The following is an 18,239-nucleotide window of genomic DNA, read 5'->3' as shown; positions in this document are numbered from 1 at the left end:
ATTTACTAAAATCTGTTAAATTGATCACAAAATCACGGTGGAGAAACCACGATGAAATTGGCGATATACAGTACCAAACAGTATGACCGTAAATATCTCGAACTGGTGAATCAGCAGTTTGGCTATGAGCTGGAATTCTTCGACTTTTTACTCAGCAAAAAAACCGCCAAAACGGCCGCCGGTTGCAAGGCGGTGTGTATCTTCGTCAACGACGACGGCAGCCGTGAAGTGCTCGAAGAACTGGCGGCGCTGGGCGTCGAAATTCTCGCCCTGCGCTGCGCCGGTTTCAATAATGTCGATCTGGACGCCGCCAAAGAACTGGGCATCAAGGTAGTGCGCGTGCCGGCCTACTCACCGGAAGCCGTGGCGGAGCACGCGGTAGGCATGATGATGTGCCTGAACCGCCGTATTCACCGCGCCTATCAACGCACCCGCGACGCCAATTTCTCGCTGGAAGGGCTGATCGGCTTTAACATGCACAACCGCACCGCCGGCGTGATCGGCACCGGTAAAATCGGCGTGGCGACGATGCGCATTCTGAAAGGCTTCGGTATGAAGCTGCTGGCTTACGATCCGTTCCCGAGCGAACAGGCGCTGGAACTGGGCGCGGAGTATGTCGACCTGAAAACGCTGTACGCGCAGTCCGACGTGATCACCCTGCACTGCCCGCTGACGCCGGAAAACCACCATCTGCTGAATGCCGACGCCTTCGCGATGATGAAAAACGGCGTGATGGTGATCAACACCAGCCGCGGCGCGCTGATCGACTCCACCGCCGCCATCGACGCGCTGAAGCAGCAGAAAATCGGCGCGCTGGGAATGGACGTTTACGAGAACGAACGCGATCTGTTCTTTGAAGACAAGTCTAACGACGTGATTCAGGACGACGTGTTCCGCCGCCTCTCGGCCTGCCACAACGTGCTGTTTACCGGCCATCAGGCCTTCCTGACCGAAGAGGCGCTGACCAGCATTTCGCAAACCACGCTGCAGAACATCAGCCAGTTGGATCGCGGCGAAGCCTGCCCGAACCAGTTGAACGCCTGAGCGTCACCTCGGGGCGCCCCGGCGCCCTGTTTATTTGAGAGAACGCGATGAGAAAAACCACGGTAGCCGCCCTTGCGGCGCTGGCTTTAGCGGGGTGCAGCATGAAACCACATACGGCCGTCACGCCAGGCGATCTGCTGCATCACAACTTCGTGTTGCAGAGCGTGGATGGCGAAACGGCGAAGCCACCGGAGGGCGGCGGCCTGCTCAATCTGGAGTTCGGCGAGAACCTGCATGTCTCCGGTGCGATGTGCAACCGCTTCTTCGGCCAGGGGCAATTACGCGACGGCGTGCTGACGGTGAAACCGCTGGCCACGACGCGCAGACTGTGCCCTGATGAACAGCGCAACCGCTGGGATCAAGTGATCGGCACCGTGCTGGAAAACGGCGCCGAAGTGACGCTAAGCGCCCAGCAGCTGACGCTCAACGGCAGCGGCCACACGCTTATCTATACCCTGCGCGATTGGGTGTATTGATCCTGCACGCTGGGCCTGGCGCTGCGGGCTTACCCGGCGCAGCTGCCCAGGCCCAGCGTGCGTTCTTCGCACTGCTTGCCGTTCGGCATTTGGCACATGCGCAGCGCTTCACCGTTCAGGTTGTGCGCGATGGTGGTGACGCCGCCGACCGCCGCGCAACCGGCGCTGGTCTGCAACGTATTGATTCTGGCACTGTTGCCCTGCTGTACTGGTTCTTCGTTATTGCTGCTGCAGGCGGCTAAAAGCAGCACGGCGCTGGCAAGCAGCCATTTTGATGTCGTCATTATCCCACTCCTGAACCCGGAACTGCGCTGTGTAAAATCGCCATTGCTGATAACGCGCGTCACTTGGCGGACACGTTTCGCTATCTTTGATGCAAACTTGTTTAATCTAGCTCGATATATAAATAATGAAAATATATTCCAGCCATTATTTGTCGTTTTTTTGCGGCGGCCGGACATTTATTTTGTTTGCAGAATATTTCCGCACCGAAACGCGGTGCCAAACGTGACGGCGCCACCCGCTGCCAGGCTTCGGTCGCACGAAGAAAGTGATAACGTCACCGCTGCCGACCAGGAAGTTTTTCCGGCGATATCGCTATTCATTATCTTCGCGTGCTTTCAGTGAAACGACGCATTTTTTGCTACCGGAGAGGACGATATTTGCGTTTATGCTGGCGGCGCTAAGTAATTAGCATTCCACTATTTTCAGTGAGTGATGGCTGAATTCTTCAACCGGCGCGACTCGCTGTCGCGCCGGCCTTTTTTCACATTAAAATAACACTCAGTGCACCGTGGCTTTCGACAGTAAATTAATCACCAGCACGCCGGCAATAATTAATCCCATGCCGACGATCGCCGGCCAATCCAATTTTTGCTGATAAACAAATACCGCGGCGACCGACACCAGCACAATCCCCATGCCTGACCAAATCGCATACACGATGCCCAGCGGCATACTCTTGACCACCATCGACAGCCCCCAAAATGCCACGCCGTAGCCCAGCACCACCAGCAGCGACGGCCACAGGCGGGTAAAGCCCTCGGAGGCTTTCAACATGGTGGTGGCGATCACTTCCGCGACTATCGCCATCGTCAAATACATAAATGCGCTCATGATTTTCTTCTGTCAGTTTGCCGATGCGCAATTATGACGTGCCGGAAATAAATTGTCTTTAAACGGTGAAAACAATTTATTGCCGCCGGCCCCCAATCGACGAGGAAATAGGCCTTTGACGATTTGTCACCCGCCACACAAACACGATAAAGCCGCGTTCAAACCCTCTGTTAGACTTTTTTCCATTACTGCGAAAGTGCGCTTTCGCGGCTTTGAGAGCAATGAAAAGGTAACGCCGATGATAACTACAGATGGTAATAATGCAGTCGCTTCCGTGGCCTATCGCACCAACGAAGTGATTGCCATCTACCCTATCACGCCGAGTTCCACCATGGCGGAGCAGGCGGATGCCTGGTCCGGCGATGGCCGGCAAAACATCTGGGGCGATATCCCCCGGGTAGTGGAAATGCAGTCGGAAGGCGGCGCGATCGCCACCGTGCACGGCGCGTTGCAAACCGGCGCGCTGTCGACCTCGTTCACGTCATCGCAGGGTCTGCTGCTGATGATCCCGACGCTGTACAAACTGGCCGGCGAGCTGACGCCGTTTGTGCTGCACGTCGCCGCGCGCACCGTAGCCACGCACGCGCTGTCCATCTTCGGTGACCACTCGGACGTGATGGCGGTGCGCCAGACCGGCTGCGCCATGCTGTGCGCCGGCAGCGTGCAGGAGGCGCAGGACTTCGCGCTGATCTCGCAGACCGCCACCCTCAACGCGCGCGTGCCGTTTATCCATTTCTTCGACGGCTTCCGCACCTCGCACGAAATCAACAAGATCGTACCGCTCAGCGACGATACGCTGCGGCAAATGCTGCCGCAGGCGGCGATCGACGCTCACCGCAGCCGGGCGCTGTCGCCGGATCATCCGGTGGTGCGCGGCACTTCCGCCAACCCGGACACCTATTTCCAGTCGCGCGAAGCCACCAACCCGTGGTATGACGCCACCGGCCAGCACGTGATCGACGCCATGGCAGCCTTCGCCGCCCTCACCGGCCGCCACTATCGGCCGTTCGACTATTACGGCCACCCGCAGGCCGAACGCGTGGTGGTGGTGATGGGCTCCGCCGCCGGCACCTGCGAAGAGGTGATCGACACCCTGCTGGCCCGCGGCGAGAAAGTCGGCGTGCTGAAAGTCCGGCTGTTCCGGCCGTTCTCCGCCAAATACCTGCTCGACGCGCTGCCGGACAGCGTGCGCAGCGTCGCGGTGCTCGATCGCACCAAAGAACCGGGCGCGCTGGCCGAGCCGCTGTATCTGGACGTGATGACCGCGCTGGCGGAAGCCTACAGCCGGGGTGAGCGCGCCACGCTGCCGCGGGTGATCGGCGGCCGTTACGGCCTGTCGTCGAAAGAGTTCGGCCCCGACTGCGCGCTGGCGGTGTTCCGCGAGCTGGCCCAGCCGCAGCCGCGCCCGCGCTTTACCGTCGGCATCTTCGATGATGTCACCGGGCTTTCGCTGCCGCTGAGCGACGAAATCCTGCCGCAGCGCGCCTCGCTGGAAGCCCTGTTCTACGGTTTGGGCAGCGACGGCTCGGTCTCGGCCACCAAGAACAACATCAAGATCATCGGCAACGCCACGCCGCTGTATGCCCAGGGCTATTTCGTCTACGACTCCAAAAAGGCCGGCGGCCTGACGGTGTCGCACCTGCGCGTCAGCGAGCAGCCGATCAACTCGGCCTACCTGGTCAGCCGCGCGGACTTCGTCGGCTGCCACCAGCTGCAGTTTATCGATAAGTACCAAATGGTCGAACGCCTGAAGCCCGGCGGCACCTTCCTGCTCAATACCCCTTACGGCGCCGACGAGGTCTGGTCGCGCCTGCCGCAGGAGGTTCAGGCGCTGTTGCACCAACGCCAGGCGCGTTTCTATATCATCAACGCCGCCAAGCTGGCGCGCGAATGCCGGCTCGGCGCGCGCATCAACACCGTGATGCAGATGGCGTTCTTCCACCTGACGCAGATCCTGCCGAGCGACGTGGCGCTGCAACAGCTGCAGGACGCCATCGCCCGCAGCTACAGCAGCAAGGGCCAGGAGATCGTCGAGCGCAACTGGCAGGCGCTGGGCGCCACCCGGGCCGCGCTGACCGAGATCCCGCTGCAGCCGGTCGACGCCAGCAGCCCGATGCGCCCGCCGGTGGTCTCGGACGCTGCGCCGGACTTCGTCAAAACCGTCACCGCCGCGATGCTGGCCGGGCTGGGCGATGCGCTGCCGGTTTCCGCCTTCCCGCCGGACGGCACCTGGCCAGTGGGCACCACCCAATGGGAAAAGCGCAACATTGCCGAAGCGATCCCGGTCTGGCAGCCCGACCTGTGCACCCAGTGCAACCACTGCGTCGCCGCCTGCCCGCACTCCGCCATTCGCGCCAAGGTGGTTCAGCCGGCGGAGATGGAGCACGCCCCCGCCTCCCTGCAATCGCTGGATGTCAAAGCGCGCGATATGCGCGGCCAGAAATACGTGCTGCAGGTAGCGCCGGAGGATTGCACCGGCTGTAACCTGTGCGTCGAGGTCTGCCCGGCGAAAGATCGCCAGAACCCGGAGATCAAGGCCATCAACATGGCTTCGCGCCTCGATAATCTGACGGCGGAAAAAGACAACTACGACTTCTTCCTGCAGCTGCCGGAAATCGATCCGACGCAGCTGGAGCGCATCGACATTCGCACTTCGCAGCTGATCACGCCGCTGTTCGAGTACTCCGGCGCCTGCTCCGGCTGCGGCGAAACGCCGTACATCAAGCTGTTGACCCAGCTCTATGGCGACCGCTTGCTGATCGCCAACGCTACCGGCTGCTCGTCGATCTACGGCGGCAACCTGCCGACCACGCCTTACACCACCAACGCCGAAGGGCGCGGCCCGGCGTGGGCCAACTCGCTGTTCGAAGACAACGCCGAATTCGGCCTGGGCTTCCGTTTAACGGTCGATCAACATCGCGCGCGAGTGCTGCGCCTGCTGAATGCTCTGGCGCCGCAGCTGCCGGAGCGGTTGGTCAATGCCCTGCAGATGGGCGACGTGGCGCCGGAGCCGCGCCGTAAGCAGATCGCCGAACTGCGCACGCTGTTGGCCAATCTAGAAGGCGAAGACGCGCGCCAGCTGGCGGCCGGCGCCGACTACCTGGTGGATAAATCCATCTGGCTGATCGGCGGTGACGGCTGGGCCTACGACATCGGCTTCGGCGGTTTGGATCACGTCCTCAGCCTGACGGAGAACGTCAACGTGCTGGTGCTCGACACCCAGTGCTACTCGAACACCGGCGGCCAGCAGTCGAAGGCCACGCCGCTCGGCGCGGTGACCAAGTTCGGCGAACACGGCAAGCGCAAGGCGCGCAAGGATTTGGGCGTCAGCATGATGATGTACGGCCATGTCTACGTGGCGCAGATCTCGCTGGGGGCGCAGCTCAACCAAACGGTGAAAGCGATTCAGGAGGCCGAGGCCTATCCGGGGCCGTCGCTGATCATCGCCTACAGCCCGTGCGAAGAGCACGGCTACGATCTGGCGCTCAGCCACGATCAGATGAAACAGCTGACCGCCACCGGCTTCTGGCCGCTGTACCGCTTCGATCCGCGCCGCAGCGCCGAGGGCAAGGCCGCATTGGCGCTGGATTCGCGGCCGCCGAACAGCAGCCTGTCGGAAACGCTGCTGAAAGAACAGCGTTTCCGCCGCCTGAACGCGCAGCAACCGGAAGTGGCCAGCGCGCTGTATCAGGCCGCCGAGAAAGAGCTGCAGGAGAAATACGATTTCCTCAGCCTGCTGGCCGGCAAGGCGGAAAAATCCGCCGCAGAGTAACCTCCCTCAGGGCGCGAGCGATTCGCGCCCTGTTCTTTTACCGCCGGCGTCAGCCGCAGCAAAAACCCGCTGGCATTCCTGCGCGCAATCCGTACCATACAGGCCTCGCGTCGGGCGCGTGGCAGCAGGATGATGAATAATGATCAAAAGCGGCCGGTTGAATGGTAAACTCGCGGCTACAACGCCATGCCCCTAGTGCCCCCCATTGAGAATGAGCACGATTTAAATGTCAGAAAAGCAATCCGTTAGCCAAAAAGAGCAGTACAACCTCAACAAATTGCAAAAGCGCCTGCGCCGCAACGTGGGCGAAGCGATCGCCGATTTCAATATGATTGAAGAAGGCGACCGCATCATGGTCTGCCTGTCCGGCGGTAAAGACAGCTACACCATGCTGGAGATCCTGCGCAATCTGCAGCAGAGCGCGCCGGTCAACTTCTCCCTGGTGGCGGTGAACCTCGATCAGAAGCAGCCCGGCTTCCCGGAGCATATTCTGCCCGCCTACCTGGAAAGCCTGGGGGTGGAGTACAAGATCGTCGAAGAGAACACCTACAGCATCGTTAAAGACAAGATCCCGGAAGGCAAAACCACCTGTTCACTGTGCTCGCGCCTGCGCCGCGGCATTTTGTACCGCACCGCCACCGAACTGGGCGCCACCAAGATCGCGCTGGGCCACCACCGCGACGACATTCTGCAGACGCTGTTCCTCAACATGTTCTACGGCGGCAAGATGAAAGGCATGCCGCCCAAGCTGATGAGCGACGACGGCAAGCACGTGGTGATCCGCCCGCTGGCCTACTGCCGCGAGAAAGACATCGAACGCTTCTCGATCGCCAAGGAATTCCCAATCATCCCATGCAACCTGTGCGGCTCGCAGCCTAACCTGCAGCGCCAGGTGATCGGCGATATGCTACGCGACTGGGACAAGCGTTACCCTGGCCGGTTGGAAACCATGTTCAGCGCCATGCAAAACGTGGTGCCTTCGCACCTGAGCGACATCAATCTGTTCGATTTCAAAGGCATTCACCACGGTAGCGCCGTGGTGGACGGCGGCGATTTGGCCTTCGATCGCGAAGACATCCCGATGCAGCCCGTCGGTTGGCAGCCGGAAGACTCGGACGACTCGGTGCCTGCGCCAGAGCGTTTGAACGTGCTGGAAATCAAATAAGCCCCTCTCGCCGCTTGCCCTCTGCAAGCGGCGACATTCCCCTCTCTCGACGATCTCGATCCTGTTCACAGTTTGCGCAAAATTTACTGGGCGGTGCCGTTTTTACCCTATACTGTTTATTTATACAGTCATATGGAGATCGCGCAATGAATATCACCCCCTGCCTGTCCCACGTCTCGCTGGGCTCCAACGATTTCGAGGCCGCCGCCGCCTTTTACGATCGCACGCTGGCCGCCTTGGGTTGTCGACGCGTGCTGGAGCATCCCGGTGCCATCGGTTACGGCCGCGACTACCCGGAATTTTGGCTGCAGGTGCCGATCGACGGCCAGCCGGCCTCGCCCGGCAACGGCACGCACGTCGGTTTTTTCGCCACCAGCAAGCAACAGGTGGATGAATTCCATCGCCAGGCGCTGCTGGCCGGCGCCGCCGATGAAGGCGCGCCCGGTTCGCGGCCGCACTACGGCGAGGCTTACTACGGCTGCTTTGTCCGTGATTTGGATGGGCACAAGATTGAAGCCAGCTTCTGGGATGAAAGCGCGGCCTGAAGAAAAGAGGAAAGCCGAATAAAAAAATGCCGGTGATTAAACCGGCATTGTACGAATCAAATGTGCTATGCAGTAATTCAAAAATAAGAAAGTAAGACAATTATGGAGCGCAACGCCCATCGCTTGACGTTGCATTCACCTGCGAGAGAGATCATGCCCCATTTCCCCCGGCTAAATGTTGATATTGCTCAATGTTAACCGGGTTTTCGTCATTTTTGCCTACAGCCAGCGGCTGCGCTTCAGCCACCAGGCGACGCCAAGCACCAACCCGCCCAGCATCAGGCAAAACGCCGCAAAACCGAGAGGATTGCCGCCGCCCGGAATGCCGCCAAGGTTGACCCCGAACAGCCCGGTCAGGAAGGTGGTAGGCAGAAATACCATCGCCAACAATGACATGGTGTAAGTGCGGCGGTTCATCGCATCGGCCATCACCGTGGTGATTTCGTCGGACAAGATGGCGGTGCGCGCGATGCTGCCGTCCAGATCGTCCAATCCCCGCCCCAGGCGATCGGCGATGTCCTGCATGCGGCGGCGATCGTCGTCGCTCATCCACGGCAGACGGTCGCTGGCCAGCCGCGCGAAGACGTCGCGCTGCGGCGCCATATAGCGGCGCAGCACGATCAGCTGTTTACGGATCAGCGCCAGCTGGCCGCGCTCCGGCACCTGCTGCTCCAGCAAGGCGTCCTCCAGATCGATGATCTTGTCGTGCAGATCCTCGATAAATTCGCTGGTGTGATCGGTCAACGCATCGGAAATTTCCACCAGCCAGCTGCCGCTGTTGGTCGGCCCGGCGCCGCTTTGCAGATCGTTCACCACCTGATCGATGGAATACACCTTGCGGTGTCGGGTAGAGACAATCAGTTTATCGGTGATGTACACGCGAATGGTGACCAGCTGGTCCGGCCGGGAATTGGCGTTGAAGTTGATGCTGCGCAGGGTGATCATGGTGCCTTCGCCCTGGCGGCTGACGCGCGGCCGTGAGCTTTCGCCGGAGAGCGCTTCGCGCACCGAGTCCGGCAGCAGCGGCGTGGTGCTCAGCCATTCGGCGCTGGCCGGGTGCGCGTAATCAAGATGCAGCCAGCACGGCGCGTCGCAGGTGATCGTGTCATCCTGCTCGATCGGCGTGACGCCGCCCTTGCCGTCCAACTGGTAGGCGTAAACCGCATCGGCGATCTGCAGCTCGCTCCCCTCAATCACATCCATTCATTTATCCCCTCAGTCTTGCTTATGTTGCTGAGTCTAGCGTTAACGCCTTGGAGATCAAAGGCCAAGCTGTAACGCCAGTTTTCACGTTGTCCTATAAGCGTGGTCTATACTTCTGCCGCAAGGAACGCAAGACAGCCCGAGAGGAGACTCGCATGTTACAAATCAGCGCCGCAGATATTTTGAAAATCGTCTTACCGACCGTCATTACGCTGTTTATCGCCGTCGTCAAAACCCCTTTTCGCATTCGGCGGGAAAACCGCGATAAGCTGCTGAACCTGCTCGAATCCGTCGAGAAGCGCCAGAGCGCCCCCATACGCCTGTTGCGATTTCGCGACTATCTCGGCAACAGCAGCGCCGGCCTTACTGCGCTGCAACTGCTGCTGGCATTGCCGGACAGCGTAGCGGCGCTGGAACGTTATCGCTTCACCGGTGGCCGCCAGCAAATCTTGCGCGCCACGTCCGCGGGCTTCGTTTTGCGGCCAAGCGCCAATAACGCTTTCAAGCGTTTCCTGCTTTCGTGTCGCTATTTTTTGCTGTATTTGCTGTTCGTCACGCTGCTGGTACTACTCCCCGCGTTGACTCAATGGGGACTGCAACAGTTAGGGGTATTGATTACGCCCCATTCACTCAGCTATCTGCCTAATGCGCGCATCACCGACGGCTGGCAGCTGCTGTTCCCCGGCTTATTATTTATTATCATTATGTTCAGCCTGGCATACCTGACCTTCAGACAGCTGGCACGCGCGGGTAACCTCAGCTCGGAACGCGCCTTTTATCGCTACTACCAACGAGCGCGTGAGGAACAACGATGCCGGGAAGTCCTGAGACAAATGCGCACTGCGCTGCGCCGAGCCTGACGAGAATGCGCTGCCTGCGGTGCATCGCAATGGCCGCCCTGCTGCTGTTCGGCCAATCGGTTCGTGCAGAGCCGGTGTTGGAGCGCCTCGCCACGCCCTATCGCGCGCCGACGGCGGCCGGTTCCCTGCCTTATTTTGTCGCTCACGCCCGCTCCCCCCAGCCGCGTAGCGCACTGGTGGTGATGCACGGCCATCCACGCGACGCCGCCAGGACGTTGCAAGCGGCGATCGACGCCGCGCAGGGAGCAGGAGACAGCAGCTTGCTGGTCGCCCCGCTGTTTCAGGTACCGGTAAAACTCGCCGCCCACTGCCATTCCGCCGGTCTGCCCCAGCCGCAAGACGGCGACGCCCTGTGGCGCTGCGGCTCCTGGGTCGAGGGCGGCTTGGATAATGGCGGGAAGACCGGTTCGTTCAACGCCATGGATAACCTGCTGGCCGATTTGAAACGGCGCTGGCCGTCGCTGCAGTCGATAACCGTGGCCGGTTTTTCCGCCGGCGCCCAGTTCGTGCAGCATTATGTCGGCTTTGCCCAGCCGCCACGCGGAGTGCGTCTGCGCTATGTGGTGGCCGATCCCGGCAGCTGGCTCTATTTTGATCGCCTGCGCCCTCTGCCCACCAGTTGGGGAAACTGCAGCAGTGAAGAAACCTGCCGTTTTCGCTGGCAAACGCTGGACGCCGGCCATTGTCCGCAGGCCAACCGATGGAAATACGGTCTGGAAGCGTTTCCCGCTCACCTGCAGCGCACCGCCGACGCGGCCCGCCGGCGTTACGCCGCCGCCGATATCACCTATCTGGCCGCCGCCGAGGATACCGGCGCCGCGCCGGGCGCCTACTATCGGATACTCGACAAATCCTGCGCCGCCCAGTTGCAGGGCCCCTATCGATTGCAGCGCGCCCTGGCCTACGCCGACTACGATCGGCATTACCTGGCGCCGGAGAAGCCGCATCGGTTAACGATCGTTCCCGGCTGCGGGCACAACGTCGCCTGCGTATTTTCAGCCCCGGCGGCCAGGCAGGCGCTTTTCCCCATTAATGCAGACTAATAATAACGGCAATGAAATAAACCTTTGCCGACAAATCAGGCAATATCGCTGATAAAGCGCTGGCAATGCCGTTATTATTATGACTTAACATATTGCTATCATTTTTAATTCAAAATGATAATAATAAATCAACACAAAGCTGTTTCAGCGCAAATTTTAGGGGCATATACTTTTCTCACTACGAGGAGGTAGTTATGTTACGCGACCATTTAAAAATAAACGCCAGCGATACGCTGGAAAAAATCAGCAATATCCATTTGCAAAACCAGGGCCAGGAAGAGATCAGTGAGTTTGTGGTGAAAAACGCCGCCGGCCTGCAGATTGGCAAGGTCTCCGTCCACGATCGTTTCAGCACCCGACGCTCGTACCCCACCAGTTACCGCATCACTCAAACCGACATGAACGGCCGGGTGGTGGTGGATGCCATGCGGGACTGTCTATAAGCGTAACCATTCTCTGAAATAGCGAAAATACTGTGATGATGGCAACCCTGTTTATTATTAAACGGGGTTTATCGCGTGAAATAATTAATTATCTTCTTAGTTTCATCGTCGAAAAAAAATAAAGCCCCCGCATCAAGCGAGGGCGATAATTAAAGCGACTCAGTGTTTGATGATATACATCGTCTGGCTGTAGGCCACGTCTTCCGGATTGGTGATCGGGTAGCCTTTTACCCACGGCTTAATCAGGCGGCCGTTGGTGTACTGGTAAATCGGCGCGATCGGCGCCTGATCGGCAATGATCTGCTCCATCTTGTTGTAATCGGCGGTCACCGCCGCCGGATTGGTTTCCCGCCCCGCCTGCGCCAGCAGCTTGTCATAGTCCGCGTTCTTGAACTTGGCGATGTTGCCGCTGTGGGTCGAGGTCAGCAGCGACAGGAAGGTCGACGCTTCGTTATAGTCACCTACCCAGGAGGCGCGGATCACGTCGAAATTGCCGGTGTTGCGGCTGTCGATGTAGGTTTTCCATTCCTGGTTCTGCAGCTTGACGTCAATCCCCAGCTTCTTCTTCCACATCGAGGCCACGGCGATGGCGATCTTCTGGTGGCTTTCCGAGGTGTTATACAGCAGCGTCAGCTTCAGCGGGTTGTTCGGGCCGTAACCGGCCGCCTGCAGCAACGCCTTGGCCTGCGCGTCCAACTCCGCCTGCGATTGCTGTTGCAGCAAGCTCACTTCCGGTTTAAACCCGGCTGTCACGTCCGGCGTGAAGTGATAGGCCGGTTTTTCGCCGGTGCCCAGCACTTTTTCGGCAATAATCTTGCGATCGATGGCATAGGACAAGGCCTGGCGCACCCGCACGTCGTTGGTCGGCGCGCGCTGGGTGTTGAACGCGTAGTAATAGGTGCCGAGCTGATCCGGCGTATACACCTGCCCCGGAATGTCTTTCAGCAGCTTCTGATACATGTTTTTCGGGAAGGATTCGGTGATATCGATGTCACCTGCCAGGTAACGCTTGGTAGCGTTGGATTCCTGGTTGATGGGTACGAAGGTCACTTTGGTCAGCACGGTATGCGCATGATCCCAGTAATGATCGTTAGGCGTCAGTACCAGCTTCTCGTTCACCACCCGCTCCTGCAGTTTGAACGCGCCGTTTCCCACCAGATTGCCGACCTTGGTCCAGTCGTTGCCGTATTTTTCCACCACCGCCTTATTCACCGGGAACAGGCTGAAGTTGGCCGTCAGGCTGACGAAGTACGGCACCGGCTTGTCCAGCTGCACTTTGAGCGTGTAGTCGTCCGGCGCCGACACGCCCAAGCGATCGGCCGGCAATTTGCCGCTGATGATCTGCTCGGCGTTCTGGATCCCCGCCAGCTGCGCGAACCAGGCGAACGGCGACAGGTTTTTCGGCTCGACCAGCCGCTGCCAGCTGTAGACGAAATCCTTCGCCGTGACAGGGTCACCGTTTGACCACCGCGCGTCTTTACGCAGATGGAAAATGTAAGTCTGGTTGTCGCTGGTCTGCCAGCGCGTGGCGACGCCAGGGATCACTTTCCCGTTGGCGTCCTGATTGACCAGCCCTTCGAACAGATCGCGCGCCAGCTGGGCCTCCGGCAGGCCAACCGCTTTGATCGGATCGAGCGAGGCCGGTTCGTCTTTAATGTGGCGCACGATTTCCTGTTTGGCCGCCAGCGCGGTGCCCGGGGGAACCTGCGCCGCCATGGCGCTGCTCATACAGGCGCCGATCGCCGCCGCGCAAAGCGCCAAACGAAAACCCCGTTGCATTTTTCTTCCCGTCATTATGATGTTCCCCCGTTAACCATCTGAATTTTTTATCATATAGCACAAGATCCGTCCGGCCTAGCGCTCACGGCCGAGAAGTTGCAAAAAGTGCGATTCAGGCGATAAAAAACCCGTGCGGCGCAGGGCGGCACGGGCGGTGTTTGCAGCAGCGACCGTCAGTCGTACAGGTGGATGCTGTTGATGCGGTAGCTGAACTCTTCGCCTTCTTCTTCATCGAACACGGTGAAAAAGCCTTTCTCGGCCAGCGGACGGGCCGAAATATCGGTTTTTTGCAGCTGGCGCGCGTCGGCGTCGTCGTAGCCGTAATCGAGGTAGAAGGCATCTTTCTGGTAATCGATATGCAGGGTGAACGGATAGTTCGATTCATCCCCGCGCCCGTCGTCGTTTTTCACCACGCCGAACCACTCCCCCTGGCGGATCTGGTTTTCAGCGTCCACGCCGCACAGCAGCGTGATGGTGTCATTTTCATTTTCGCTATAGCTGGCGATGATTCTGGCTACTGGCATGTTAAATCCTCTTGCGGGTGATTGGCTTAGCACTGCCGTTAGTATAACAACAGCGTCAGGCCAGGTGCGGTTTAATTGGCGTTTTCGCCGCCGCCGCGTCACAGATCGCGCAAACGCCGCACAATTGCGATGGGAAAGATGTCTCAAAGCGTAATACACTGAATAAAATGACAATGACTCTCGACCTTTAATCCAGGGACAACACCATGACCGAACATCGACCACGCAGTGAACGTGGCCAGTTGGCCATCGCAGGAGAGAACTACGGCAGCTCGCTGCTGGGTGCGCCGCTGCTCTATTTCCCGGCGGCGAGCAGCGGCTCGCAGACCGGGCTGATCATCGCCGGCACCCACGGCGATGAGAGCGCCGCCATCGTGACCCTGTCCTGCGCGCTGCGCAGCATCGCCCCCGAGCGGCTGCGGCACCACGTGGTGCTGGCGGTCAACCCCGATGGCTGCCAGTTGGGGTTGCGCGCCAATGCCAACGGCGTCGATCTGAACCGCAACTTCCCGGCCGCCAACTGGCGTTCCGGCGACACCGTCTACCGCTGGAACAGCGCGGCGCCGGTGCGCGACGTCAAGCTCTCCACCGGCGGGCGCCCCGGTTCCGAACCGGAAACCCAGGCGCTGTGTCACCTGATCCATCGCCTGAAGCCCCACTGGGTGGTGTCGTTCCATGAGCCGCTGGCCTGCATCGAAGATCCCGCCAGCTCGCGGCTCGGCGTTTGGCTGGCGCACAAGTTCGAACTGCCGCTGGTGACCAGCGTCGGTTATGAAACGCCCGGTTCGTTCGGCAGCTGGTGCGCGGATCTGTCGCTGCCGTGCATCACCGCCGAATTCCCGCCGATCTCCGCCGATGCCGCCAGCGAGCGCTACATCGACGCGATGACCGAGCTGCTGACCTACCCGAATTAATCCTTACGGGGCGATATCGACGATCGCCCCGCATTCGAACGCCAGACCCGGTTCGACGTCCCGCGCCAGCCAGGTCGGGCCGTCCAGATCGACGAAGCGCGCCGCCGGCGCCAGCGGCAAGGCGGCGGATATCGCCCGCGACGTGCACAACATGCAGCCGAGCATGATGTCGAACCCTTGTTCGCGCGCGGCCTGCGCCAGCGCCAACGCCTCGGTCAAGCCGCCGGTTTTGTCCAGTTTGATGTTGACCATCTGATAGCGCTGCGCCAGCCGCGGCAGATCGGCGCGGGTGTGGCAGCTTTCATCGGCGCAGATCGGCAGCGGATGAATAAAGTGCTCCAGCGCGGCGTCGTCACCGGCCGGCAGCGGCTGCTCCAGCATCGCCACGCCGAGATCGGCCAGCAGCTGGCAGCGCGCCGCCAGCCCTTCCGCCTGCCAGGACTCATTGGCGTCGACGATCAGCGTCGCCTGCGGCACCGCGGCGCGGATCGCCACCAGTCGTTCGCTGATATAGTGATCGTCGAGTTTGATCTTCAGCAGCGTGGCACCCTGCCGCTCCAGTTCGCGCGCGGCGAAGGCCATCGCTTCCGGCGTGCCGATGCTGACGGTCTGCGCCATACGGATATGCGCCGGAGCCGCCACGCCGCTGCGCTGCCACAGGCTCTGCCCGTGCAGGCGGCACTCCAGATCCCACAATGCCGAATCCAGCGCGTTGCGGGCGGCGCCCGCCGGCATCTGCGCCAGCAGCTGCTCGCGGGTTATGCCTTGTGCGATCGCCGGCGCCATCTCTGCCAGCTGCGCCATCACCGATTCCTCGCTCTCGCCGTAACGCGGGTACGGCGTGCATTCACCGGTGCCGCGCACGCCCTGCTGTTCGATTTCGACCACCACCACCCGGGCTTCGGTGCGGCTGCCGCGCGCAATCACGAAGGCGGTATGCAGCGGCCAGGCTTCCGGGTAAAAACGCATGTCTCTCATAACGGCTCCTGAGCGAAAACTGCGCATTCAGCCAGGCTGATGCGCCGGTGATGTTTTATAGAACAGCCTAATATATACAACTATTTAGCAAACTTTGATATCCAATCCGCCCCGGTTGTCATAAACTGGCGCCAGGGTGTGAACCTGATGTTAAATGCCGTTGCCGGTGCGCCGTTTCATCAGGTTCATACCCTTTGTATAAACACCTGTAAAAGGAATCTAGCAATGACTCAGACAGTACATTTTCAAGGCAATCCGGTCAGCGTAGCGGGCAAACTGCCACAGCAGGGCGAACAGGCCAAGGCCTTCTCACTGGTTGCCAAAGACCTGTCAGACGTAGCGCTGAGCAGCTTCGCGGGTAAACGCAAAGTCCTGAACATCTTCCCAAGCATCGATACCGGCGTCTGCGCGACGTCGGTGCGTAAATTCAACCAGCTGGCCAGCGGCCTGGATAACACCGTGGTGCTGTGCATCTCCGCCGATCTGCCGTTCGCGCAGTCTCGCTTCTGCGGCGCGGAAGGCCTGAGCAACGTGGTCACCCTGTCCACCCTGCGCGGCGCCGAGTTCAAGCAGGTGTACGGCGTCGAAATCGCCGAAGGCCCGTTGGCGGGCCTGACCGCGCGTGCGGTCGTGGTGCTGGATGGCCAGGACAACGTGCTGTACAGCGAGCTGGTGAACGAAATCACCACCGAGCCGGACTACGACGCGGCGCTGGCTGCGCTGAAATAATAAAGCCGGCGAACGCCGGCTTTGGATACCCATTAAAGGCGCCGCAAGGCGCCTTTCTTATTCTTCGCCCTCGGCGCCGCCTTTGCGGCTGCTCAGGCCATACTCGCGCAGCTTGTTGGCGATGGCGGTATGGGAAACGCCCAGGCGCTTCGCCAGCTTGCGGGTGCTGGGATAGGTGCGATACAGACGCGTCAGCACCGAGCGCTCGAAACGCTTGCTGATGTCGTCCAGCGAGCCGTCCAGCACCTCGTCGCCCAGCGACATCTCCACCTCGAACTCCGGCAACACGATATCCTGCGGCCGCAGTTCGTAGCCTTCGGTTTGCGTCAGCGCGCGGTAGATGGCGTTTTTCAACTGGCGCACGTTGCCCGGCCAGCCGTACTTGCTGAGGAAACCGCCCAAATCGCTCGCCAGCTTGGGCCGCGCCACGCCCTGCTCATCGGCGAAGCGCGCCACGAACAGCTCGGTCAGCGGCATGATGTCCTGCGGACGTTCGCGCAGCGGCGGGATGGTGATGGTCAGCACGTTGAGGCGATAATAGAGATCTTCGCGGAATTCGCCGCGCTGCACCAGCTCGGTGAGGTTTTTCTGGGTGGCGCAGATCACGCGCACGTCGACGTGCACCTCATGCTCTTCGCCGACCCGGCGGAAGGTGCCGTCGTTGAGGAAACGCAGCAGTTTGGTCTGCATACGCGGCGACATTTCGCCGATCTCATCCAGCAGCACCGAGCCGCCGTTGGCCTGCTCGAAGAAGCCCTTCTTGCCTTCCAGCGCGTTGGGATAAGCGCCCGGCGCATGGCCGAACAGCTCGCTCTCCACCACGTCATCCGGCAGTGCGGCGCAGTTCAGCGCCAGGAACGGCTGTTTGCCGCGCGGGCTGCGCAAATGGCAGGCGCGGGCCAGAATATCCTTGCCGGTGCCGGTATCGCCGACGATCAGCAGCGGCGCATCGAGCATCGCCAACTTGCGCGCCTGCTCCAGCACGTGACGCATCTTGGCGCTTACCGCGACGATGTGGTCGAATTCGGTATCGTCGTTCACCGACAGATTTTGCAGCTGGCGGCCCATGCGCGCGGTGGACTTCAGCATCACCACCGCGCCGACCGCGGCCGGCTGCTGCTGTTCGTCTTCCAGATAGATGGGCGTGATGTCCATCAGGAAGTCCTGGCTGCGGATCACCACCCGCTCGGAGTGCGGCGCCGTATGCTCGCTCTCCAGCCAGCGGCTGAAGTTATAGCCGCCGATCAGCGCCCCGGCGGTCTGGTTGCGGATCTTGTCTTCGTTCAGGCTGAACAGCGCCTGCGCCGCCGGGTTGGCCAGCTCGACCTTGCCCTTCATGTCGATCGAGAACACCGGTTCCGGCATCGATTCCAGCAGCGCGCGCAGCGCGCGGTGCTCGCGTTCGGAAGGCATAAAGCTGACGGTGCGCACGTCGGTCACGCCGGCGATGCGGCGGATCTCCGCCATCAGCGCGCGGAAAGTATCGAACTCCAGCTGGGAGAAATTGAGGTAAATGCGGCCGATGGGATCGATCTCGATGCCACGTAAGTCAATGCTGCGCGATACCAAAAGATCGAGTAATTCTCGAGTGAGACCGAGGCGGTCTTCGCAAAATACTTCCAAACGCATCAGTGTTGGCCTTATCTCT

At 60.3% G+C, this 18,239-nt stretch carries 17 protein-coding genes; 10 read left to right on the top strand and 7 right to left on the bottom strand.

The window, feature by feature from the left end:
* Window positions 1-51 precede the first annotated feature (51 nt).
* Window positions 52-1,044 (top strand): 2-hydroxyacid dehydrogenase, encoded by a 993-nt coding sequence (locus ACSBQQ_RS05385; protein ID WP_016927571.1) that lies wholly within the window; start codon window positions 52-54, stop codon window positions 1,042-1,044.
* 47 nt (window positions 1,045-1,091) lie between these two features.
* Window positions 1,092-1,520, top strand: coding sequence for a heat shock protein HslJ (gene hslJ, locus ACSBQQ_RS05380; RefSeq protein WP_033648436.1), 429 nt, complete (start codon window positions 1,092-1,094; stop codon window positions 1,518-1,520).
* Window positions 1,521-1,549: 29 nt separating this feature from the next.
* Here hslJ and ACSBQQ_RS05375 read toward each other — a convergent pair whose 3' ends face one another.
* Window positions 1,550-1,804 (bottom strand): DUF333 domain-containing protein, encoded by a 255-nt coding sequence (locus ACSBQQ_RS05375; protein ID WP_015377999.1) that lies wholly within the window; start codon window positions 1,802-1,804, stop codon window positions 1,550-1,552.
* Window positions 1,805-2,303: 499 nt separating this feature from the next.
* Window positions 2,304-2,636, bottom strand: a complete 333-nt coding sequence (ssmE, locus tag ACSBQQ_RS05370; protein WP_033634669.1) for a multidrug efflux SMR transporter SsmE — start codon at window positions 2,634-2,636, stop codon at window positions 2,304-2,306.
* Window positions 2,637-2,874: 238 nt separating this feature from the next.
* Between ssmE and nifJ the strand changes: the two genes are divergently transcribed.
* The 3 genes from nifJ (at window position 2,875) to ACSBQQ_RS05355 (ending at window position 8,118) form a co-directional block, all read left to right on the top strand.
* Window positions 2,875-6,408, top strand: coding sequence for a pyruvate:ferredoxin (flavodoxin) oxidoreductase (nifJ, locus tag ACSBQQ_RS05365; RefSeq protein ID WP_060427999.1), 3,534 nt, complete (start codon window positions 2,875-2,877; stop codon window positions 6,406-6,408).
* Window positions 6,409-6,634: 226 nt separating this feature from the next.
* Complete coding sequence (gene ttcA / locus ACSBQQ_RS05360; RefSeq protein WP_033648438.1) at window positions 6,635-7,573, top strand: tRNA 2-thiocytidine(32) synthetase TtcA; 939 nt, start codon at window positions 6,635-6,637, stop codon at window positions 7,571-7,573.
* 146 nt (window positions 7,574-7,719) lie between these two features.
* Window positions 7,720-8,118: a VOC family protein gene (locus ACSBQQ_RS05355; RefSeq protein WP_033648439.1), complete on the top strand. Its 399-nt coding sequence runs from the start codon at window positions 7,720-7,722 to the stop codon at window positions 8,116-8,118.
* Window positions 8,119-8,337: 219 nt separating this feature from the next.
* Here ACSBQQ_RS05355 and zntB read toward each other — a convergent pair whose 3' ends face one another.
* Complete coding sequence (zntB, locus tag ACSBQQ_RS05350) at window positions 8,338-9,321, bottom strand: zinc transporter ZntB (RefSeq protein WP_033648440.1); 984 nt, start codon at window positions 9,319-9,321, stop codon at window positions 8,338-8,340.
* 155 nt (window positions 9,322-9,476) lie between these two features.
* On the opposite strand from zntB, the gene ACSBQQ_RS05345 reads away from it, so the two are divergent.
* From ACSBQQ_RS05345 to ACSBQQ_RS05335, 3 genes are all read left to right on the top strand, one after another.
* A complete protein-coding gene (locus ACSBQQ_RS05345) occupies window positions 9,477-10,181 on the top strand; it encodes a hypothetical protein (RefSeq protein ID WP_039565944.1) in 705 nt (234 codons plus the stop codon).
* Window positions 10,182-10,186: 5 nt separating this feature from the next.
* A complete protein-coding gene (locus ACSBQQ_RS05340; RefSeq protein WP_060427997.1) occupies window positions 10,187-11,224 on the top strand; it encodes a hypothetical protein in 1,038 nt (345 codons plus the stop codon).
* Between the two features lie 194 nt (window positions 11,225-11,418).
* The gene (locus tag ACSBQQ_RS05335) at window positions 11,419-11,667 is read left to right on the top strand and encodes a hypothetical protein (RefSeq protein WP_033648443.1); all 249 of its coding nucleotides are present in this window, start codon (window positions 11,419-11,421) and stop codon (window positions 11,665-11,667) included.
* Window positions 11,668-11,826: 159 nt separating this feature from the next.
* On the opposite strand, the gene ACSBQQ_RS05330 is transcribed toward ACSBQQ_RS05335, so the two are convergent.
* Window positions 11,827-13,461, bottom strand: a complete 1,635-nt coding sequence (locus ACSBQQ_RS05330) for a peptide ABC transporter substrate-binding protein (RefSeq protein WP_033653056.1) — start codon at window positions 13,459-13,461, stop codon at window positions 11,827-11,829.
* 158 nt (window positions 13,462-13,619) lie between these two features.
* The gene (locus tag ACSBQQ_RS05325) at window positions 13,620-13,970 is read right to left on the bottom strand and encodes a hypothetical protein (protein ID WP_015378006.1); all 351 of its coding nucleotides are present in this window, start codon (window positions 13,968-13,970) and stop codon (window positions 13,620-13,622) included.
* A 206-nt stretch (window positions 13,971-14,176) separates the two neighbouring features.
* Here ACSBQQ_RS05325 and mpaA point away from each other — a divergent pair, with 206 nt between their 5' ends.
* A complete protein-coding gene (gene mpaA, locus ACSBQQ_RS05320; RefSeq protein WP_060427994.1) occupies window positions 14,177-14,884 on the top strand; it encodes a murein tripeptide amidase MpaA in 708 nt (235 codons plus the stop codon).
* Window positions 14,885-14,887: 3 nt separating this feature from the next.
* Here mpaA and ycjG read toward each other — a convergent pair whose 3' ends face one another.
* On the bottom strand, window positions 14,888-15,862 hold the full coding sequence (ycjG, locus tag ACSBQQ_RS05315; RefSeq protein ID WP_033634682.1) for an L-Ala-D/L-Glu epimerase: 975 nt from the start codon (window positions 15,860-15,862) through the stop codon (window positions 14,888-14,890).
* A gap of 225 nt (window positions 15,863-16,087) precedes the next feature.
* Here ycjG and tpx point away from each other — a divergent pair, with 225 nt between their 5' ends.
* Window positions 16,088-16,591, top strand: a complete 504-nt coding sequence (gene tpx / locus ACSBQQ_RS05310; protein ID WP_048321630.1) for a thiol peroxidase — start codon at window positions 16,088-16,090, stop codon at window positions 16,589-16,591.
* Between the two features lie 57 nt (window positions 16,592-16,648).
* On the opposite strand, the gene tyrR is transcribed toward tpx, so the two are convergent.
* Window positions 16,649-18,220 (bottom strand): transcriptional regulator TyrR, encoded by a 1,572-nt coding sequence (gene tyrR / locus ACSBQQ_RS05305; protein WP_033648446.1) that lies wholly within the window; start codon window positions 18,218-18,220, stop codon window positions 16,649-16,651.
* Window positions 18,221-18,239 lie beyond the last annotated feature (19 nt).

The sequence above is a fragment of the Serratia sp. G204Y genome (assembly GCF_051172435.1).
GTDB classification, from domain to species: Bacteria; Pseudomonadota; Gammaproteobacteria; order Enterobacterales; family Enterobacteriaceae; genus Serratia; species Serratia sarumanii.
This window is presented reverse-complemented; position numbering and strand designations above follow the sequence as displayed.